Genomic DNA, 16,673 nt, shown 5'->3' with positions numbered 1-16,673 from the left:
GGGTCACCCGATCCTTGCGATGGTCGTTTCCGCATGGACGAAGCCTTCCTGTCGGCGGGGCTGCGCCTTGCGGACCAGACGATGGTCGAGGTCACGGCTGACGAGCCRTTCCACAGCGGCGGCAGCATCGGCCAGGACCACCTTGTAGCCACCAACGGCGCGGGCAAAATAGTTATAGATGATGACTGCGGGAATGGCCGCCACAAGGCCGATGGCGGTTGCCAGCAGCGCTTCGGCAATACCGGGCGCGACGATCGCGAGATTCGTCGTCTGCGCCTTGCTGATGCCGATGAAGGAATTCATGATCCCCCATACCGTGCCGAACAGGCCTACGAACGGACCGACCGAACCGATCGAGGCCAGAATGCCGGTGCCACCAGTCATGCGCTTTCCGGCGCGGACCTCGATGCGGGTCAACAGCGAAGACACGCGCTCCTTGATGCCGCTTGCAGGCGCATGGTCGACGACGGCCTCCGAACGTACCATTTCGTCGATCGCCGCAGCCACCATCTCCGGTGCCGGGCCCGACTTCCCATCGAATGCGTTCTTGACGTCAGCAAGGCCGTTGGCGACGGACAGGAGGCGGACCGCCCGCGTGAGGCGCGCCTTGGCGCCAAGGAGTTCAAGCGCCTTCACCAGGAAGATCGCCCAGGTGGCAATGGACGCCAACGCAAGGCCAACCATCACGCTTTTGACGACCAGGTCGGCCGCCATGAACATGCCGATCGGCGACAGGTCGTGCGGCAGCACTGGGTTCGCCGCACCGTCAGTCGAAGCGCCGTCGACAGAAACGGGGGTGGCCTCAGGAGAGGCTGCCTGTGTTGCGGGCTGCACCTGCGTGATCGGGGGCGCCTGGTTTACCGGTGCGCTGCCGACCGTCTGGCCTTCAGCGACCGGCGCCGGCGATCCTGTGACCGTGACCTGAGTGCCGCTCGTGACCGGGGCTGACGATGCGCCTTCACTTGCGGACTGAGCGAACGCAACCGCAGGCAATGCAGCCGATGACAGGCCCAGCATTGCGGCGGCCAGCAGATTGATCGTCGATCGGGCTCGGTTCGGCATCTTCTTCCTCACGTACTGGTCCGTTTCGTCAATTGAGAGCGAAGGGATTTGTCGTCACCCACCACATCCCTAACGTGCTTTTTCGGCTGTTTACGCAAAGGGGAGCGCAATGACAAGGATTTGTGGAGTTTATCAATCAAGAATTATTTCGCAACCGTCTACGCCGGTGAAGACGCGCCGCGACCGCGTCAAAGGGCTGGCTGACCTTCGGCAAAACTACCGGTCCGCCAGTCATAGGTGCGGTGGCGTTCCCAAGGACGGGAAAGCGCGGTGAATGAGGTGCGAAATTGCATTCCAGCCGACGTTTGCCCCGCACCCGGCTGCGCTCGAACTTCGATTGCACCGGTGCGACGCAACGTCTGCGCGTTCACGATACGGGCGCGAGCGGTCGGGCATTTCGCGCTGTCGACCCGGGCTGCGGTCACCACGAGATCGGCCTGGTCACACAAGGCCGGAAAAAGGCGCGGGTTCTCGAGCGCAACGATCGTCCAGCCGTAAGCATTACGCGCCGCACACCATTGTTTTTCCCGGCAGATGAAGATCCCTGCAGCGGTCGCCTCGATCGCCGAGGACAGATCCGCACGGATCGCAGTCACTTTTTCCTGGTCGAGCGGCGGAGCACTCTTCCCGGCCCGCTCCGTAGCCGGATAAGGGTCACCTGCCTCCGGCATCGGAAGCATCGCCGGCTTGAGGTGGTTTTCCAACGCGAGAGCCCGCTGCCATTGCGAGAACAAAAAGTCCGACGGGCGCACCCTGTTGGTCGCGATCGCGTCGTTCACGACGAGACCGATGAGGCGGCCATCCTCCGAAATCACAACGTCGGGCAGACGGTCGCGCTCCAGCGGGAGGCTGACGAGGCCTACGAAGATCAGGACGGCGCCCGACAGGGCCAGCCAACTCCGCAATACACAGATGAGGACACCACCTGCGGCAATCAGCACGAAGCCAATATGCCCGATACGACCCGTGACAATCTCGCCATCGAGAGTGACCACGAAACGGGCGATGTCGAGCATCCGGTCGAGGCCCCACGCCATGGCCAACAATGGATAATGCTCAAGCCCGAAGGGCATCAGGAGCATTGCGAACAGGCCGAACGGCATGATCACGATGCTGATCACGGGCATGGTGAGAACGTTGGCGAGCAGACCGTATGCCGGCAACCGGTGGAAATAGGCGATCGAATAGACCGACGTCGCCAAACCACCGATCAGCGAGGTGATGACGACACCGGCGATCACGCCGGTGACCAAGCCCCTTCCCTTACGCTGCCTCTCCGCCGCCGGCATCGCTGTCTCCCGTCGCTCGCGCCAGCGCGCATAGCCGGCAACGAGCGCAAGGGTCGCCGCAAACGACATCTGGAAACCCGGCCCGGCAACCGCAGACGGCGTTATGGCGACGATGACGATCGCCGCCAGTGCGACGTTGCGCAGGCTGATCGACATGCGGTCGAAAAACACGGCCATGAGCATGATGGAAATCATGATCCAGGCGCGCAATGCCGACACGGCTCCACCGGAGATAAGAATGTACGTGCAGACCATCAGCAGCGCGCCGGTCGCCGCGACCTTCTTGATCGCCACACGATGCGCCAGGCCAGGGATCATACTGAGCACAGTGCGCGCGCCGATCAGGAAGGTTCCGGCGGCAAGTGCCATGTTGAGGCCGGAGATCGCCAGCACATGCGCCAGCCCGGACTGCCGCAATACCTCGACGGTCTCACGGCTGATGGCTCGCTCTTCCGCGGTGACCAGCGCTGCCGCAAGCGCCCCGGTGTCGCCGCCGATCGCGGCACGGATGCGTTCTCCGACGGCCTCGCGCATTGAGGCGATCCTGGTTGCCAAGGACGAGGGAGAACTTGCCTCCGTCTCCCCTGTCGCAAGGGCTTCCCCGCCCTTCGGCGCGCCGTAGAAGAACCCGACTGCACCGATGCCTTTGAAGTAGCTGTCAAACGCGAAGTCGTTCAAACCCGGTAGCGCCGGGCCGGACGGCGGCGACAACCGCGCCCTGCCCTCAATGGTCGCACCTATCGGCAGCGGATCTTCGCGCCCGCGCGCCACCAGCGTGACCTTCGTCGGCTGTCGGCGCAAGCGCGGCTCGGTCGTCTGTTGAACATCAACCCCATAGCGCCATTGACCTTTGTCGTCCTGTTCGCGTGAGAACACCACGCCGCGCACATTTGTCGTCACCGGTGCATCGAGGACGACCGTGTCGGTGCGGACGGTGTCGACCGCGATCAGCAGCATTCCTGCGGTAAACAGTGCCGCCGCGATCAACGGCGCCCGTAGCCGTGCAAATTTTCCGATACATACCATTGCTGCCATGCTGAAAATGCAAAGCAGCAGTGCAAGTTTGACAATTCCGACATCAAACGGGAGCGACAGCCAGGTAAGGACCCCGAAGATGAGCAGCACCGGGATCAACACAAATCCGTGACCATATGCGCGTTCTTCTTCGATTGCCGAGGCGATCGATGCCTTGATGGTGCGCGGGCTGAGATGCGCCGAGAGCCTGGAGATACCGCGGCGCACCTGTGTCGACATCAGGCTGCGCGGCACATTGGGAGCAAAGACCGCAACGGCGGTGGCAGCATCGGAGCCGGGCAACATGAAGCTGCCGCGCTCCGCGTCGTGCAAAGCCTGCCGCATATCAGTATCGCTCATTGCGTCAGCGCTCTTTCCCCCGAATACGCGCTCGATCATGCAACCAAAGGCACATAACCGCAACCGAGGCGCTATCTGCTGAAAAAAGCGGCAATCCTATATAGAATGGTACCGCACCATCATCCGACGAGATTGTTGATCTCCTTGGACTTATTGCCGTAACATGCCATTGTTGCGTCGCCATATGCACATTTTCGCATCGCACAATTTGCCTTTCGTACAGCTTGGCAGTCGAAAATAAATCATATAGCAAATTCGCAACGTTCATTTTCGTGGCACGTTTCGGTGCCACGTTGCCATAAGACGGAGGGTCCGATGACTGAAAAAACCGCGGTTGTAACACTCGATGGAAAGTCTGCGGATCTTCCGGTGCGATCGGGGTCCATCGGCCCTGACGTTGTGGACATCGGCTCGCTGTACAAGCAGACGAAGATGTTCACCTACGACCCGGGCTTCACGTCCACGGCGTCGTGCGAATCCAAGATCACCTATATCGACGGCGACGAAGGCGTGCTGCTCCACCGCGGCTATCCGATCGAACAGCTCGCCGAGCACGGCGACTTCCTCGAAGTCTGCTATCTGCTGCTCTACGGCGAACTGCCGACGAAGGCACAGAAGGCCGACTTCGACTATCGCGTCACGCACCACACCATGGTGCACGAGCAGATGTCGCGCTTCTTCACCGGCTTCCGTCGGGACGCGCACCCGATGGCCGTCATGTGCGGCTGCGTCGGCGCGCTTTCGGCCTTCTACCACGACTCGACCGACATCACCGATCCGCACCAGCGCATGGTTGCCTCGCTGCGCATGATCGCAAAGATGCCGACGATCGCGGCGATGGCCTACAAGTACCACATCGGCCAGCCCTTCGTTTACCCTAAGAACGACCTCGACTACGCGTCGAACTTCCTGCGCATGTGCTTCGCCGTTCCTTGCGAAGAATATGTCGTCAACCCGGTTCTGTCGCGCGCCATGGACCGTATCTTCATCCTGCACGCCGACCACGAGCAGAACGCGTCGACCTCGACGGTTCGCCTCGCCGGCTCCTCGGGCGCCAACCCGTTCGCCTGCATCGCGGCCGGCATCGCCTGCCTCTGGGGCCCGGCGCACGGTGGCGCAAACGAAGCGGCGCTCAACATGCTCGCCGAAATCGGCACGGCTGATCGCATCCCGGAATTCATCGCCCGCGCAAAGGACAAGAACGATCCGTTCCGCCTGATGGGCTTCGGTCACCGCGTCTACAAGAACTACGACCCGCGCGCCAAGATCATGCAGAAGACCACGCATGAAGTGCTTGCGGAACTCGGCCACAAGGACGATCCGCTCCTCGAAGTGGCGATGGAACTCGAGCGTATCGCGCTCACCGACGAGTACTTCATCGAGAAGAAGCTCTACCCGAACATCGACTTCTACTCCGGCATCACGCTGAAGGCTCTCGGCTTCCCCACCACCATGTTCACCGTTCTCTTCGCGCTCGCCCGCACCGTCGGCTGGATCGCCCAGTGGAACGAGATGATCGAAGATCCGGAACAGCGCATCGGCCGGCCGCGCCAGCTCTATGTCGGCGCCCCGCAGCGCGACTACGTCCCGGTCTCCAAGCGCTGATCGGTATTAACGGAAACAAACAAGCCCGGTCAGAAATGGCCGGGTTTTTTTCGTAGCGAAGGCAGATCGGTCGTGATGTTGCGTGGTCAAGCAGGCGCATTCGCGCGGTGCAAAGTTTCCACACACATCGCGGCGACATCAGAGATTGAAGGATAGCGTGACCGCTCGGTGGCGGGCCTTACGCCTTCTTGTTTTCGAGATAGCCAAGGACGATCTCGGCTGCCATGTCGCCTGGCGGACGGCTTGTCGCCATGCGCTGTTGCACCAGCGTGTAACCATCGAGCATCGATGCGCGCTGCGCCGTCGCAGCCGATAGGCGCTCCACCCAGCGCGTAAGCGCGCCGGGGCGAATTGATTCGCCGAAGTATTCGGGAACGATCGGAAAATCTGCGATCAGGTTCGGCAGCGCGCCGCTCCAGATGCGAATGCGTTTATGCAGAAGCTTGACCAGGAAGTCTGGATCATAGGTCGAAACGACGGGAACGCCCGCCAAGGCGAGTTCCAATATCACCGTACCCGAAGCGGCGATCGCTGCGTCGGCGCGGTCGAAAGCCGCCCACTTCTCAGCGGTTCCCACGGTAATCTCCGGCTGGACGGGCCAAGATGCGGTGATCTCCCGCACCAACTTCTCCTGCCGCGGGACTGTCGGTAGCAGGAAGCGGATGCCCGGGTGACGGCTTGAAAGTTCCTCAACCATCGCCGCGAAAATCGGCAACAGCCGGCCAACCTCGCTCGATCGGGAACCCGGCAGAAGGAGGCATGTCGATACCCGGACATCCGTCGTTCCGGCAAGGCGCTGCTGTCGGCTCGCATGAACCGCCAGCAGATTCGCATCGCTTGCAAGGCGGTGGCCGACATAGGTCGTCGGAGGGCCCTGCAGTCGCTCCATCGCCTGTGGTTCGAACGGCAAGACGGCAAGCACGTGATCGACGTAGCCGCGCATGCGCGGCGCACGCTCCGGCTTCCAGGCCCAAACGCTCGGGCAAACGTAGTTGATCACAGGCACATCCGGCAGCGCCGCACGGACCTTCCGCGCCACACGGTGGGTAAAGTCCGGGCTGTCGATGATCAGAAGCGCATCGGGKCGCGCGGCGATGATCGCCTTTGCAGTCTGGCGAATGCGCATGATCAGTTTCGGAAGGCGCGCCAGCACCTGGGTGAACCCCATGATCGATAGCTCGGAATAATCGAACAACGACCGGAGACCCTCGGCCTCCAGCGCTTCGCCGCCGACGCCGACGAGCTCGATCGTGCTGCCGCTTTGCGCCCGAAGCGCCCGGACGAGATCGGCGCCCAGAAGATCGCCGGAAACTTCGCCTGCAATGACTGCGAGCTTGTAGCTCGGTGCGCTCATCGTTCGGCTCCCTTGGCCGAGCGCTCCACCCCGGCAACAAACAGCCCGGCGCGATTGGCGACCTCGATCACGTCGGCACGTTCCAGGACCAAGGCCCTGCCCGCCTCGACCGCGATGCCGGCCAGGCCGGCCCTTTCTGCAAGCGCGACGGTCGACGGCCCGATCGACGGCAGGTCGGCGCGAAGATCCTGACCGGGTTTGCAAAGCTTGACGAGAACGCCCCGCCGGCGAGATGAGACACGCCCTTCCGCCTTCAACGCGACGACACGCTCCAGCATGGCGTCGGTGCCTTCGGCACCCTCCAGCGCCACCACACGTCCGCCGACGGCTACAGCACCCTGCCCCACATCGAGCGCGCCGAGCGCGTTGGCGGCGGCGATACCCGCCTCTATGTCGCGGCGGTCGTCTGCATCGGGTGCGACCGCACCAATCGGGCCTGGATCTGCCAGGAGATTGGGCACCACTTCATGGACGCCGATCACGTGGGCGCCGCTTGCTTCGATCAGGGCCATAGCCATGCGCAGGACGGCGTCGTCTCCACCGGATACCAGCGTCTTCAGAACAGCCGGGATCTTTGCGAGCGTTCTCAACGTCGGGCGAATGTCACGCCATTCCGGCCGGCGGCGAACCCAGCCTGACAGAACGACGCGGTCAATCCCCTCTTCCTTGAAGGTACGGCTGATACTGGCGAAGTCGCCGATCCCGAGGACGGAGTGATCGAAGCCGACCCAATCGGCTTCTTCCGCCTCTCGGGACAATGCAATGATGAAAGGATCTTCGCCGCGCGCCCTGACGGCTTCGGCCACGTGATGCGGCAGCGCGCCACCGCCAGCAATGATTGCGAGCCGGCCGCCGGTCGCTGCGTGGCCCGCAGCAGCCGACATCACGCTCACGCCTTGCCGCGAGACGGCGACGATAGTGCCCGGTCGCTTTCGGCCGCGATGAAATCGAGGATTTCCACGACCGGCGCGCAGTCCGCATATTCTTCGCGAATCGCCGCCGCATTGGCACGGATCGACTCCGGGCCTTCGAAGATCTGCTTGTAGGCGCGGCGAACGACGTGGATCGTGGCGCGGTCGATCCCGGCTCTCGTCATGCCGACGACGTTCAGGCCGCTGAGGATGCCTGGATTGCCGTTGAGCATGCCGTACGGGATGACATCGTAGCTGACGGCCGACAGGCCGCCGACGAACGCCTGACGGCCGACACGGGTAAACTGATGCACGGCGCAGCCGCCGCCAAGAATGGCGCGGTCCTCGACCGTGACATGGCCCGCCAGCATCACGTTGTTCGACAGGATGATGTGATCGCCGAGGCGGCAATCATGCGCCACATGCGAATAGGCCAGGAAGAGATTGTTATTGCCGACGACTGTCTGCCCGCCATGCTCGACGGTGCCCGTATTCATCGTCACACCTTCGCGGATCGTGCAGTTCGTGCCAATCAGCAATTCGGTATCGACGGCGCTGTGATGAACACTTTGCGAATCGGCGCCGATGACGGCCTGCGGAAAAACCTTGGTTCCCTTGCCGATCGTCGTACGGCCGGTGACCACGACATGACTGTGAAGCTCGATATCATCGCCGAGAACGACTTTCGGCCCTACGTGGCAAAATGGACCAATCTTGACGTTTTCGCCGATTACAGCGCCGTCTTCGATAACCGAGGACGGGTGAATCTTCGCTGTTGCTGCAATCATGTTCAGGCGTCTTCCTTGCTGACGATCATCGCGCCGATATCAGCTTCTGCGACCAGTTGCCCGTCAACTTTTGCATCACAGTGAAATTTCCAGATATTGCCGCGCTGCTTCTGCTTCACGACATGGAATTCGACGCGATCGCCGGGCACGACCGGCTTGCGGAAACGGGCATTGTCGATGGTCATGAAATAGACCAGGTTCGTGCCGGTTCCGACCTTGCGGGCACAGATCGCGCCGGCTGTCTGTGCCATGCCCTCGACGAGCAGAACGCCCGGCATGATCGGCTGCTCGGGGAAGTGACCGGTGAAATGCGGCTCGTTCGCCGAAACGTTTTTGATGCCGATCGCCGAATTGTCGCCGTCGATCTCAATGATGCGATCGACGAGCAGAAATGGGTAGCGATGGGGCAGCAGTTTCAGGATTTCCTGAATATCCGCCGTACCGAGAACCGTTGCTGCTTCACTCATTCGCGCCGCCCTTCTTCTTTTTTTGTCTTTCCTCTGCCCGCATGGCCATTTCCGCGACGTCGCGCAGGAAATCACGCATCGGGCGCGCCGGAATACCACCGTAGCGTTCGCCGGCGGGAACATCGGCCGCCACGCCGCTCATGGCGGCGATCTGGACGCCATCACCGACCGTGATGTGGCCGTTGACGCCGCTGCCGCCGCCAATCATGACGCCATTGCCGATCTTCGTGCTACCGGCAATGCCGACCCCACTGACAATGCCGCAATAGCGACCGATGCGGACGTTGTGACCGATCTGAACGAGATTGTCGATCTTGGTGCCCTCGCCGATCACCGTGTCGTCCATGGTGCCACGATCGATCGTCGTATTCGCGCCGATTTCCACATGATCCTGAATGATCACGCGTCCGACCTGAACGATCTTGATCATTCCCCCCTTCGGCCCCGGCGCGTAGCCGAACCCATCCTGGCCGATACGGGCGCCGGGGTGAATGATCACGCTGTTGCCGACGAGAGCGCAGAGCACGCTAGCGCCCGCGGCAATCGTGCAATCACGGCCGATGCGCACGCCCGGCCCGATAACGGCGCCAGCGGCAATGCGGGTACCGCTTCCGATTTCCGCACCGGCTCCCACGACCGCCATCGGCTCGATTTCGACGTCGCCTTCAAGACGTGCCGTCGGATCCACGAAGGCACCAGGCGACACGCCGCTAAGGCTGGTGTTGCGCGCGGGCCGCATCGCAATCTCGTGCAACAACGTGCCGGCAAGTGCAAAGGCAGTGTGCGGCCGAGCTGTCAACAGCACGGGGATATGCGCAGGCACCAGGCTGGAAATCGTCTTGTCGCAGATGATCGCGGACGCCTGACACGTATCAAGCTCCGCACGGCTCTTGCGAGACAGCATGTAGCAAACGTCGCCAGGCTTGGCCCGATAGACCGGCGCTACAGATTTGATGGCACGATCAGCGACCGCACCATCATTCAACTCCGCCCCAATATGATCCGCCAGGTCACCAAGGCGAATCCCATCATGGGGCGGAAAAAACCAGTTCTGTTCCATGGACACTCCAGAACGATCTTTTCTGGCAGTTCTGGACTGCTTCTTATCAGAACGACGAGGAAATACCGAACTTCAGGTTCTGTACCCGGTCGAAATCTTCCTTGGCAACCGGCCAGGCGTAGTCGACACGCAGCGGACCGAACGGCGAAGCCCAGATCAAGCCAACACCGACCGAGGCGCGCAGAGACGAGTCGTTGCCCTGTACCGTTTCGCCCGGAGCCATCGTCACCTTGCTGCTGTAGAGCGTACCGGCATCGGCGAAGACCGCACCACGGAAGCCGCTGTCACGCGGAATGCCCGGAAGCGGGAACGTCGCTTCAGCCGAAGCCGTGAAGTAGGTCGTGCCGCCGAGCGCATCGCCCGTAGCCTTGTCGCGCGGGCCGATACCGTTACGTTCGAAGCCACGGATATCGTTGGAACCAAGCTGGAACTGGTCGAAGACCTGCAGATCACTACCGGTTTCGAAGACATGACCGGCGCTACCACCGAGCGACGCGATGATGTCCGCCTCGTCGTTGACCGTGTAGTACCACTTGGCCTTACCGGTCATCTTGTAGAAGTCGGAGTCGCCACCAAGGCCTGCAAACTCGTGCGTGAAGGTCGCCAGGATGCCGTCATGCGGCAGCTGGGCATCGTCGAGCGTGTTGTAGGTGATCGACTGCGAGACCGACGAACGGACCCAGTTGCCACCCTCAACCGCGCGAACGTAAGGCGACGACAGCTTCGCGACGTTACCGCTATAGTCGAACTGCGTGAAGTTGTAACGCAGCGTGGTCGACAGGTTTTCGGTGATCGGCGCCGTTACGCGCAGGCTGAAGCCCTGATCTTCGTAGCTGTAGTTGTCGTCGTCGAAGTCGTTCTCGTTCTTGAAGACGTCAAAGCCGGCTGCCAGACGATAGCCAAGGAAGTACGGCTCGGTGAACGAGACGTTGTAGGTCCGGCTCTCGTCACCGCGACCGGCGGCAACGCGGATATACTGGCCACGACCCAAGAAGTTCTTTTCTTCGATCGAAGCTTCGACGAGGAAGCCGCCACCGCTACCGGCCGAGTAACCAGCACCGATACCGAACGAACCGGTCGACTGATCCTGCACGTCGACGATGACGACGACGCGGTCGGCAGCACTGCCCGGCGCAGTCGAGATATTGACGGCGGAGAAGTAGCCGAGAGCTTCGAGGCGACGCTTGGCACGGGCGACCATTTCCTGGTTGAAGGCGTCGCCTTCACCCATGTCGAATTCGCGGCGGATAACGTAGTCACGCGTGCGGGTGTTGCCGCGAATCTCGATGCGCTCGACGTAGGCACGCTCGCCCTGGTCGACGAGGTAGTCGACCGCGATCGTGTGATTGGCGAGGTCGCGGTTACCGCGCGGCGTTACGCGCGCAAAGGGATAACCGGCCGAAGCGACACGCTTCGAAATCTCGCTCATCGTCGCCTGAACGTCCTTGGCCTTATAGACCGAACCTTCGCGGCTCAGCACGAGCCCCTTCAGCTCTTCGGCATTAACGCCCTCGACCGTCGATTCGACATTGACCGAACCGAAGTCATAACGTGGACCTTCTTCGACGGTGATCGTCACCGTGTACTCGTTGGTCGCCTCGTTGAGCGTCGCGTCCGAAGAAACGACCTGGAAGTCTGCATAACCGCGGTTGTAGTAGAACTGACGCAGCAGCTCTTCGTCGGCGCGAAGCTTGTCCGGATTGTAGACGTCCTTGCGCGTGATGAACGAGAAGATGCCCGATTCCTTCGTCGCGATGACCGACTGAAGGCGACCGTCGCTATAGGCCTCGTTGCCAACGAAATTGATCTGCGAAATCTTGGTGCGCTCACCTTCGTTGATCACGAAGGCAAGGTTGACACGCCCTTCGGCAACCGGGACGACCTGGGTCGTCACCGTGATGTCGCTGCGACCGATGGCGGCATAGGCGTCCTTGATGGACTGAATATCGGATTCGACCGTCGCTTCGCTGTACGGACCGAGCGGCTGCGTACGAACGACGCCCTGCAGCTTGTCGTCCTTGATCTTGCGGTTGCCGTTGAAGACGACCTGATTGACCAGCTGGTTCTCGCTCACGTTTACGACGAGCGTACCGCCGGCAATGTTGATGCTGACATCAGAGAAGTAGCCGGTAGCATAGAGGCGCTTCACGGAAGCGTCGATGTCGCCGTTGCTGAAGGCCTTGCCCGGAACGATCGTGATGTTCGCGCGAACCGTCTCAGCGCTGACGCGCGTTGCCCCGCGCACTTCGACACGATTGATGACCGCAGCTTCTGCGACAGACGTGCCTGCGAGCAACCCAACACCAGCGCCGGAAACAACAATGCTTGTTGACAGCGCAGCCGCCGACACCGCGTTCAAAAACCTTGAACCAGCTTTCATGTTCAAATCTTACCTTTTCCAAACGTCGCGCGGCAGTTTCGTGCCGACTCCGGTCACGGTTGCCGTTTTAACCGCTTTTCCCATACAAGCAAGCCAGCTCGTTAATTTCTGTTTACTTCAATTCGAACCGTGGCTTAACGGCCACTACAGCCTCGAGTTATCGTAAACAAAACCTTTCTTCGCAAGCCGTTGAAAACCAATCGTTCACAGTATCCGCCGAATTCCCCTCGCCGTTTCCCCGACCGAACGCTAGCCGAAGAACATCGATATGTCGTTCCAGGTGGCAAAGACCATGAGCATCAGCACCATGGCAAAGCCGATCCGATAGGCGACATCCTGCGCGGCAGGGCCGACCGGCTTCCCGCGCAACGCCTCAACCGCATAGAACATCAGATGGCCGCCATCAAGCACCGGTACGGGCATGAGGTTAAGCAATCCTATGGAAACTGACAGGATCGCGGCGATATTCAGCAGGAATGGAATTCCGAGCGCAGCCATCTGCCCCGAGACCTTCGCGACGCGGATCGGCCCGCCGATCTGGTCCGCCTTCATCCGCCCGGTCAGCACGTTGCCAAGATAATCGAACGTGCCCGTGATCACGTGCCAGCTCTGCAATACGCCCTGCCCTACGGCCTCGACCGGACCATAGGTGACCGTGCGGAAATTGCCGGCTTCCTGGTCTGTCAGGATGCCGATGACGCCGATCTCCATTTTGTTGCCGAACTGATCGGTGAGCTCCGTCCGCTGAGGCACCATCGGCAAATCAAGGATCGCGCCGCCACGTTCGAGCCGAATCGTGATTTTCAGCTCAGGCCGCACGCTGACATAGCGGCGAACGTCGTCGAAGGTTGTCACCGGCTCGCCATCGATCGAGATCAGACGGTCGCCCGGAACAACGCCTGCCTGTGCGGCCGCGCTGTTTTCGTTCACGCGTGCAACCACCGGATCGGCGACCTGACGTCCGTAGACCGAGAACAGAACCGCGAAGATGGCAACGGCAAGGATAAAGTTGGCGATCGGCCCGGCAGCAACCGTAGCCGCCCGCTTCCAGAGCTTGGCGCCCAGGAAGGTTTTGCCGCGCTCTTCCGGCGCGATTGCCTCCAGTCGCTTGTAGTCTGGCACGCTCGCCGCATCTTCGTCGCCAAAGAACTTGACGTAGCCGCCAAGCGGGATCGCCGACAGTTTCCAGCGAGTACCGTGCCGATCGGTCCAGCCGCAAAGCTCGGGACCGAAACCGATCGAAAAGGCCAGGATACGTATTCCCGACCAACGACCGACGAGGTAGTGCCCCATCTCGTGCACAAAGACCAGCAAGGTCAGCACGACGAGGAAAGGAATGATGTAGCCGGTCAGAAGCTGAAAGGCATCAAGGAGATATGTCATGAACGTTCCTCAAGTCCCTGCGGACGGCATCAAGAGCCAAGCAGGACCGAACCGAAGGCGATCTGGCGCCCATCGCTGACGAAATACTGAATCATGACCAGAATCAACGCCGCGACACAGGCGAATATCAAACCGTCGACCCGATCCATGACACCGCCGTGCCCCGGAATGAGACGGCTCGAATCCTTTACGCCAAAGCGCCGCTTGATGAAGGACTCGAACAAGTCCCCAACCTGGCTGGCCACCGAAAGCACCAGGGCAATGATCGGGATCCGAAGATCTTGCAGCGAGAAATAAGCCATAAAAACGGCAACACCGGCGAGGATTCCGCAAATCGTCCCCCCGATGGCCCCGGACCAGGTTTTGCCGGGCGATATGCGCGGCGCAAGCTTGGGGCCACCGATCGCGCGGCCGGTGAAGTAGGCGAAGATGTCGGTTGCCCAGACCACTGCAAAGACGAACAGCGTCGCGATCAGCCCGAGATCATCGGCACCCCGAAGCGCTGCCAGCGATATGCCGGTGAGGCCCGCATAGGCAATGCCGCCCGGCAGCCACCAGCTTGTCTTTTGAACAAAAACCCACAGCATCGCCGCACCGACGCCGAACGCCAGGAACGGTAGGCTGTAGCCGATGTAGCCGGAAACGACGAGAGCCGCGATCACCGCCATCGAGAGCCAACCGAAGGCATTGCCCTGGAAATCACGCTCAACTAGGCCGGTGATCGTCGACCATTCGTAGTAGACGAGAAGCGCGATCAGGACCGAAAGAAACTGGAAAGCGGGGCCGCCGAACCAGGTCGCAGCGAGAGCAACCGCTGCGAGCACCACTCCCGAAGCGATGCGAAGCTTAAGTTCAGTCTGCATCAGGAACCAACCGCCCGCGTCGGCTCAGCCAGGCCGCCAAAGCGACGTTCCCGGCACGCATACTTCTCGAGCGCCGCCAGGAACGTCTCGCGCGTGAAATCCGGCCACAGCTCGGGAACGAAGATCAGTTCGGAATAGGCGCCCTGCCAGAGCAGGAAATTCGACAGACGCTCTTCGCCGCTCGTACGGATGATCAAATCCGGATCGGGGATGTCTGACGTATCGAGCGTCGCCGCAATACGTTCCTGATTGATGTCCTCGGGGCGCAAACGTCCTTCGGCGACATCGACTGCAAGGCGACGCATCGCCCGGCTCAGCTCGTCGCGCGCGCCATAGTTGAATGCGATCACAAGGGTAATTCCGGTGTTCGCCCGTGTCGTTTCCTCGGCCTCGATCAGCAACGGCAGAACGTCGCCACGCAGGTTCGACCGATCGCCGATGACGCGGATGCGGACGTTTTCGCGATGCAGGTCGGCGAGATCCCGGCGGATGAAGGTCTTGAGCAACCCCATGAGGTCGCTCACCTCCGGCTCCGGCCGGCTCCAGTTTTCAGAAGAGAACGCAAAGAGCGTGAGATAGCGAATACCCAGCTGGGCGGCCGTCTTGACGGTGTCGCGAACGGTCTCGACGCCTTTTCGATGCCCCATGGTACGCGGTAGACCACGCGCGTTCGCCCAACGTCCGTTGCCATCCATGATGATGGCAACATGCTCAGGAACGGTCGTGGAGATGAGGTTTTGCATAAGGCGTCCGCGAAAGGAGACTCAGATCACGAGCAGATCAGACCTGCATGATTTCCTTTTCCTTCTCGACGAGCAAGCGGTCGATCTCGGAAATCGTTTCGTCGGTCATCTTTTGCACGCGCTCGGACTGAGAACGGCTGATATCCTGACCGATGTCGCCATCCTTTTCGGCTTTTTTCAGGCCATCCATACCGTCACGGCGCACGTGGCGCACTGCAACCTTGGCTTTTTCCGCATAGTCGTGGGCGACCTTGACCAGCGACTTGCGGCGCTCTTCGTTGAGCTCGGGCAGCGGAATGCGCAGGTTCTGACCGTCGATGATCGGATTGAGGCCGAGGTTCGATTCGCGGATGCCGCGATCGACGGCGCCAACCATTTGCTTGTCCCATACGGAAACGGACAGCATGCGCGGCTCGGGAACCGTGATGTTGGCGACCTGGTTGAGAGGCACACGCGAGCCATAGGCTTCAACGGTCACCGGATCGAGAACGTTCGCCGACGCCCGGCCGGTACGAAGCGACGCGATATCGCTCTTGAATGCGGAAATGGCGCCGTCCATGCGACGCTTCAGTTCCTTCAGTTCAACACCTTCACTCATGGTCGAAACTCCCGTTCTATCATTCGCCGGCCCAAGGGCCGTTCTGCAGCGTTCTTAGTTGTCTGTGACGATGGTAGCCCGACCACCGCCAGTCAATATCTCTGTGAAGCCGCCCTTTTCGTGGATCGAGAAGACGACGATCGGAATGGCATTTTCGCGTGCAAGCGCAACGGCAGCAACATCCATGACGGCCAGGCCCTTTTCAAGAACCTCGCTGTGGGTCAGGCGATCGAAGCGGGTTGCTGTCGGATCCTTCTTCGGATCGGCAGAATAGATGCCGTCGACCTGCGTGCCCTTGAAGATCGCCTGTGCGCCCATTTCGGCGGCACGCAAAGCGGCTGCGGAATCGGTCGTGAAGAACGGGTTGCCGGTGCCGCCGGCAAAGATCACCACGCGGCCGAGCGACAGGTGATGGAGCGTCGCGCGCTGCGAAAAGCTTTCGCAGATCTCAGGCATCGCGATTGCCGAAAGCACGACCGTATCGATGTCGAGCTTGCGCAACGAGGTGGCAAGCGCCAGCGCGTTGATGACGGTTGCCAGCATGCCCATGTGGTCGCCGGTGACCCGATCTCCGCCCTTTGAGGCCACCGCGACGCCGCGGAAGATGTTACCGCCGCCGACGACGACACCGACTTCGACGCCCATGGCACGCGCTTCGGCAATGTCGGCTGCGATGCGGTCGGCGACCGCTACGTCGATACCGAAGCCCTGGCTTCCCATCAGGGCTTCACCAGAGGCTTTGAGGAGAACGCGTTTGTAGAGTGGTTCGGCCGGCATCATCGCTCCTGATCAGATC

The 16,673-nt window shown here is 61.1% G+C and carries 14 protein-coding genes; 1 reads left to right on the top strand and 13 read right to left on the bottom strand.

Features of this window, described 5'->3' with window-relative positions:
- Positions 1–3 precede the first annotated feature (3 nt).
- Positions 4–1,062 (bottom strand): tonB-system energizer ExbB, encoded by a 1,059-nt coding sequence (exbB, locus tag AB4Z53_RS27160; RefSeq protein ID WP_441598723.1) that lies wholly within the window; start codon positions 1,060–1,062, stop codon positions 4–6.
- A gap of 188 nt (positions 1,063–1,250) precedes the next feature.
- Positions 1,251–3,725, bottom strand: coding sequence for a ComEC/Rec2 family competence protein (locus AB4Z53_RS27155; protein WP_441598722.1), 2,475 nt, complete (start codon positions 3,723–3,725; stop codon positions 1,251–1,253).
- Between the two features lie 315 nt (positions 3,726–4,040).
- On the opposite strand from AB4Z53_RS27155, the gene gltA reads away from it, so the two are divergent.
- Positions 4,041–5,330, top strand: coding sequence for a citrate synthase (gene gltA, locus AB4Z53_RS27150; protein ID WP_057255779.1), 1,290 nt, complete (start codon positions 4,041–4,043; stop codon positions 5,328–5,330).
- Positions 5,331–5,508: 178 nt separating this feature from the next.
- On the opposite strand, the gene lpxB is transcribed toward gltA, so the two are convergent.
- From lpxB to pyrH, 11 genes are all read right to left on the bottom strand, one after another.
- The gene (gene lpxB / locus AB4Z53_RS27145) at positions 5,509–6,684 is read right to left on the bottom strand and encodes a lipid-A-disaccharide synthase (RefSeq protein ID WP_441598721.1); all 1,176 of its coding nucleotides are present in this window, start codon (positions 6,682–6,684) and stop codon (positions 5,509–5,511) included.
- Entirely contained in the window at positions 6,681–7,568 is an 888-nt protein-coding gene (locus AB4Z53_RS27140; RefSeq protein WP_113537641.1) for an LpxI family protein, read from the bottom strand. Before AB4Z53_RS27140 ends, lpxB begins: the two co-directional genes overlap by 4 nt.
- 5 nt (positions 7,569–7,573) lie before the next feature.
- Positions 7,574–8,383, bottom strand: a complete 810-nt coding sequence (gene lpxA, locus AB4Z53_RS27135; protein ID WP_419195805.1) for an acyl-ACP--UDP-N-acetylglucosamine O-acyltransferase — start codon at positions 8,381–8,383, stop codon at positions 7,574–7,576.
- Positions 8,384–8,385: 2 nt separating this feature from the next.
- Positions 8,386–8,850: a 3-hydroxyacyl-ACP dehydratase FabZ gene (gene fabZ, locus AB4Z53_RS27130; protein WP_034796695.1), complete on the bottom strand. Its 465-nt coding sequence runs from the start codon at positions 8,848–8,850 to the stop codon at positions 8,386–8,388.
- On the bottom strand, positions 8,843–9,910 hold the full coding sequence (gene lpxD / locus AB4Z53_RS27125) for a UDP-3-O-(3-hydroxymyristoyl)glucosamine N-acyltransferase (protein WP_441598720.1): 1,068 nt from the start codon (positions 9,908–9,910) through the stop codon (positions 8,843–8,845). Before lpxD ends, fabZ begins: the two co-directional genes overlap by 8 nt.
- A gap of 46 nt (positions 9,911–9,956) precedes the next feature.
- Positions 9,957–12,290 (bottom strand): outer membrane protein assembly factor BamA, encoded by a 2,334-nt coding sequence (gene bamA / locus AB4Z53_RS27120; protein ID WP_441598719.1) that lies wholly within the window; start codon positions 12,288–12,290, stop codon positions 9,957–9,959.
- Positions 12,291–12,539: 249 nt separating this feature from the next.
- A complete protein-coding gene (gene rseP, locus AB4Z53_RS27115; protein ID WP_113537645.1) occupies positions 12,540–13,673 on the bottom strand; it encodes an RIP metalloprotease RseP in 1,134 nt (377 codons plus the stop codon).
- A 29-nt stretch (positions 13,674–13,702) separates the two neighbouring features.
- Complete coding sequence (locus AB4Z53_RS27110) at positions 13,703–14,536, bottom strand: phosphatidate cytidylyltransferase (RefSeq protein WP_441598718.1); 834 nt, start codon at positions 14,534–14,536, stop codon at positions 13,703–13,705.
- On the bottom strand, positions 14,536–15,279 hold the full coding sequence (locus tag AB4Z53_RS27105) for an isoprenyl transferase (protein ID WP_113537647.1): 744 nt from the start codon (positions 15,277–15,279) through the stop codon (positions 14,536–14,538). The genes AB4Z53_RS27110 and AB4Z53_RS27105 overlap by 1 nt, the downstream gene beginning before the upstream one ends.
- A 37-nt stretch (positions 15,280–15,316) precedes the next feature.
- Positions 15,317–15,877 carry a ribosome recycling factor gene (gene frr, locus AB4Z53_RS27100; protein WP_441598717.1) on the bottom strand — a complete coding sequence of 187 codons (561 nt, stop codon included), beginning with the start codon at positions 15,875–15,877 and terminating at the stop codon, positions 15,317–15,319.
- A gap of 54 nt (positions 15,878–15,931) precedes the next feature.
- Complete coding sequence (pyrH, locus tag AB4Z53_RS27095; RefSeq protein ID WP_113537766.1) at positions 15,932–16,654, bottom strand: UMP kinase; 723 nt, start codon at positions 16,652–16,654, stop codon at positions 15,932–15,934.
- Positions 16,655–16,673: the final 19 nt, after the last annotated feature.

It is taken from the genome of Ensifer sp. 2TAB8 (assembly GCF_052115125.1).
Classification (GTDB): Bacteria; Pseudomonadota; Alphaproteobacteria; order Rhizobiales; family Rhizobiaceae; genus Ensifer.
Note: the sequence above shows the minus strand (reverse complement) of the source record. Positions and strands in the feature narration are given on the sequence as shown.

Bases quoted from the DNA above. Each gene is read 5' to 3' on its own strand.
- lpxD (WP_441598720.1), bottom strand. From the start codon at position 9,910: ATGGAACAGAACTGGTTTTTTCCGCCCCATGATGGGATTCGCCTTGGT.
- gltA (WP_057255779.1), top strand. From the start codon at position 4,041: ATGACTGAAAAAACCGCGGTTGTAACACTCGATGGAAAGTCTGCGGAT.
- AB4Z53_RS27110 (WP_441598718.1), bottom strand. From the start codon at position 14,536: ATGCAGACTGAACTTAAGCTTCGCATCGCTTCGGGAGTGGTGCTCGCA.
- bamA (WP_441598719.1), bottom strand. From the start codon at position 12,290: ATGAAAGCTGGTTCAAGGTTTTTGAACGCGGTGTCGGCGGCTGCGCTG.
- fabZ (WP_034796695.1), bottom strand. From the start codon at position 8,850: ATGAGTGAAGCAGCAACGGTTCTCGGTACGGCGGATATTCAGGAAATC.
- frr (WP_441598717.1), bottom strand. From the start codon at position 15,877: ATGAGTGAAGGTGTTGAACTGAAGGAACTGAAGCGTCGCATGGACGGC.
- lpxA (WP_419195805.1), bottom strand. From the start codon at position 8,383: ATGATTGCAGCAACAGCGAAGATTCACCCGTCCTCGGTTATCGAAGAC.
- rseP (WP_113537645.1), bottom strand. From the start codon at position 13,673: ATGACATATCTCCTTGATGCCTTTCAGCTTCTGACCGGCTACATCATT.
- AB4Z53_RS27140 (WP_113537641.1), bottom strand. From the start codon at position 7,568: ATGTCGGCTGCTGCGGGCCACGCAGCGACCGGCGGCCGGCTCGCAATC.
- pyrH (WP_113537766.1), bottom strand. From the start codon at position 16,654: ATGCCGGCCGAACCACTCTACAAACGCGTTCTCCTCAAAGCCTCTGGT.
- AB4Z53_RS27105 (WP_113537647.1), bottom strand. From the start codon at position 15,279: ATGCAAAACCTCATCTCCACGACCGTTCCTGAGCATGTTGCCATCATC.
- AB4Z53_RS27155 (WP_441598722.1), bottom strand. From the start codon at position 3,725: ATGAGCGATACTGATATGCGGCAGGCTTTGCACGACGCGGAGCGCGGC.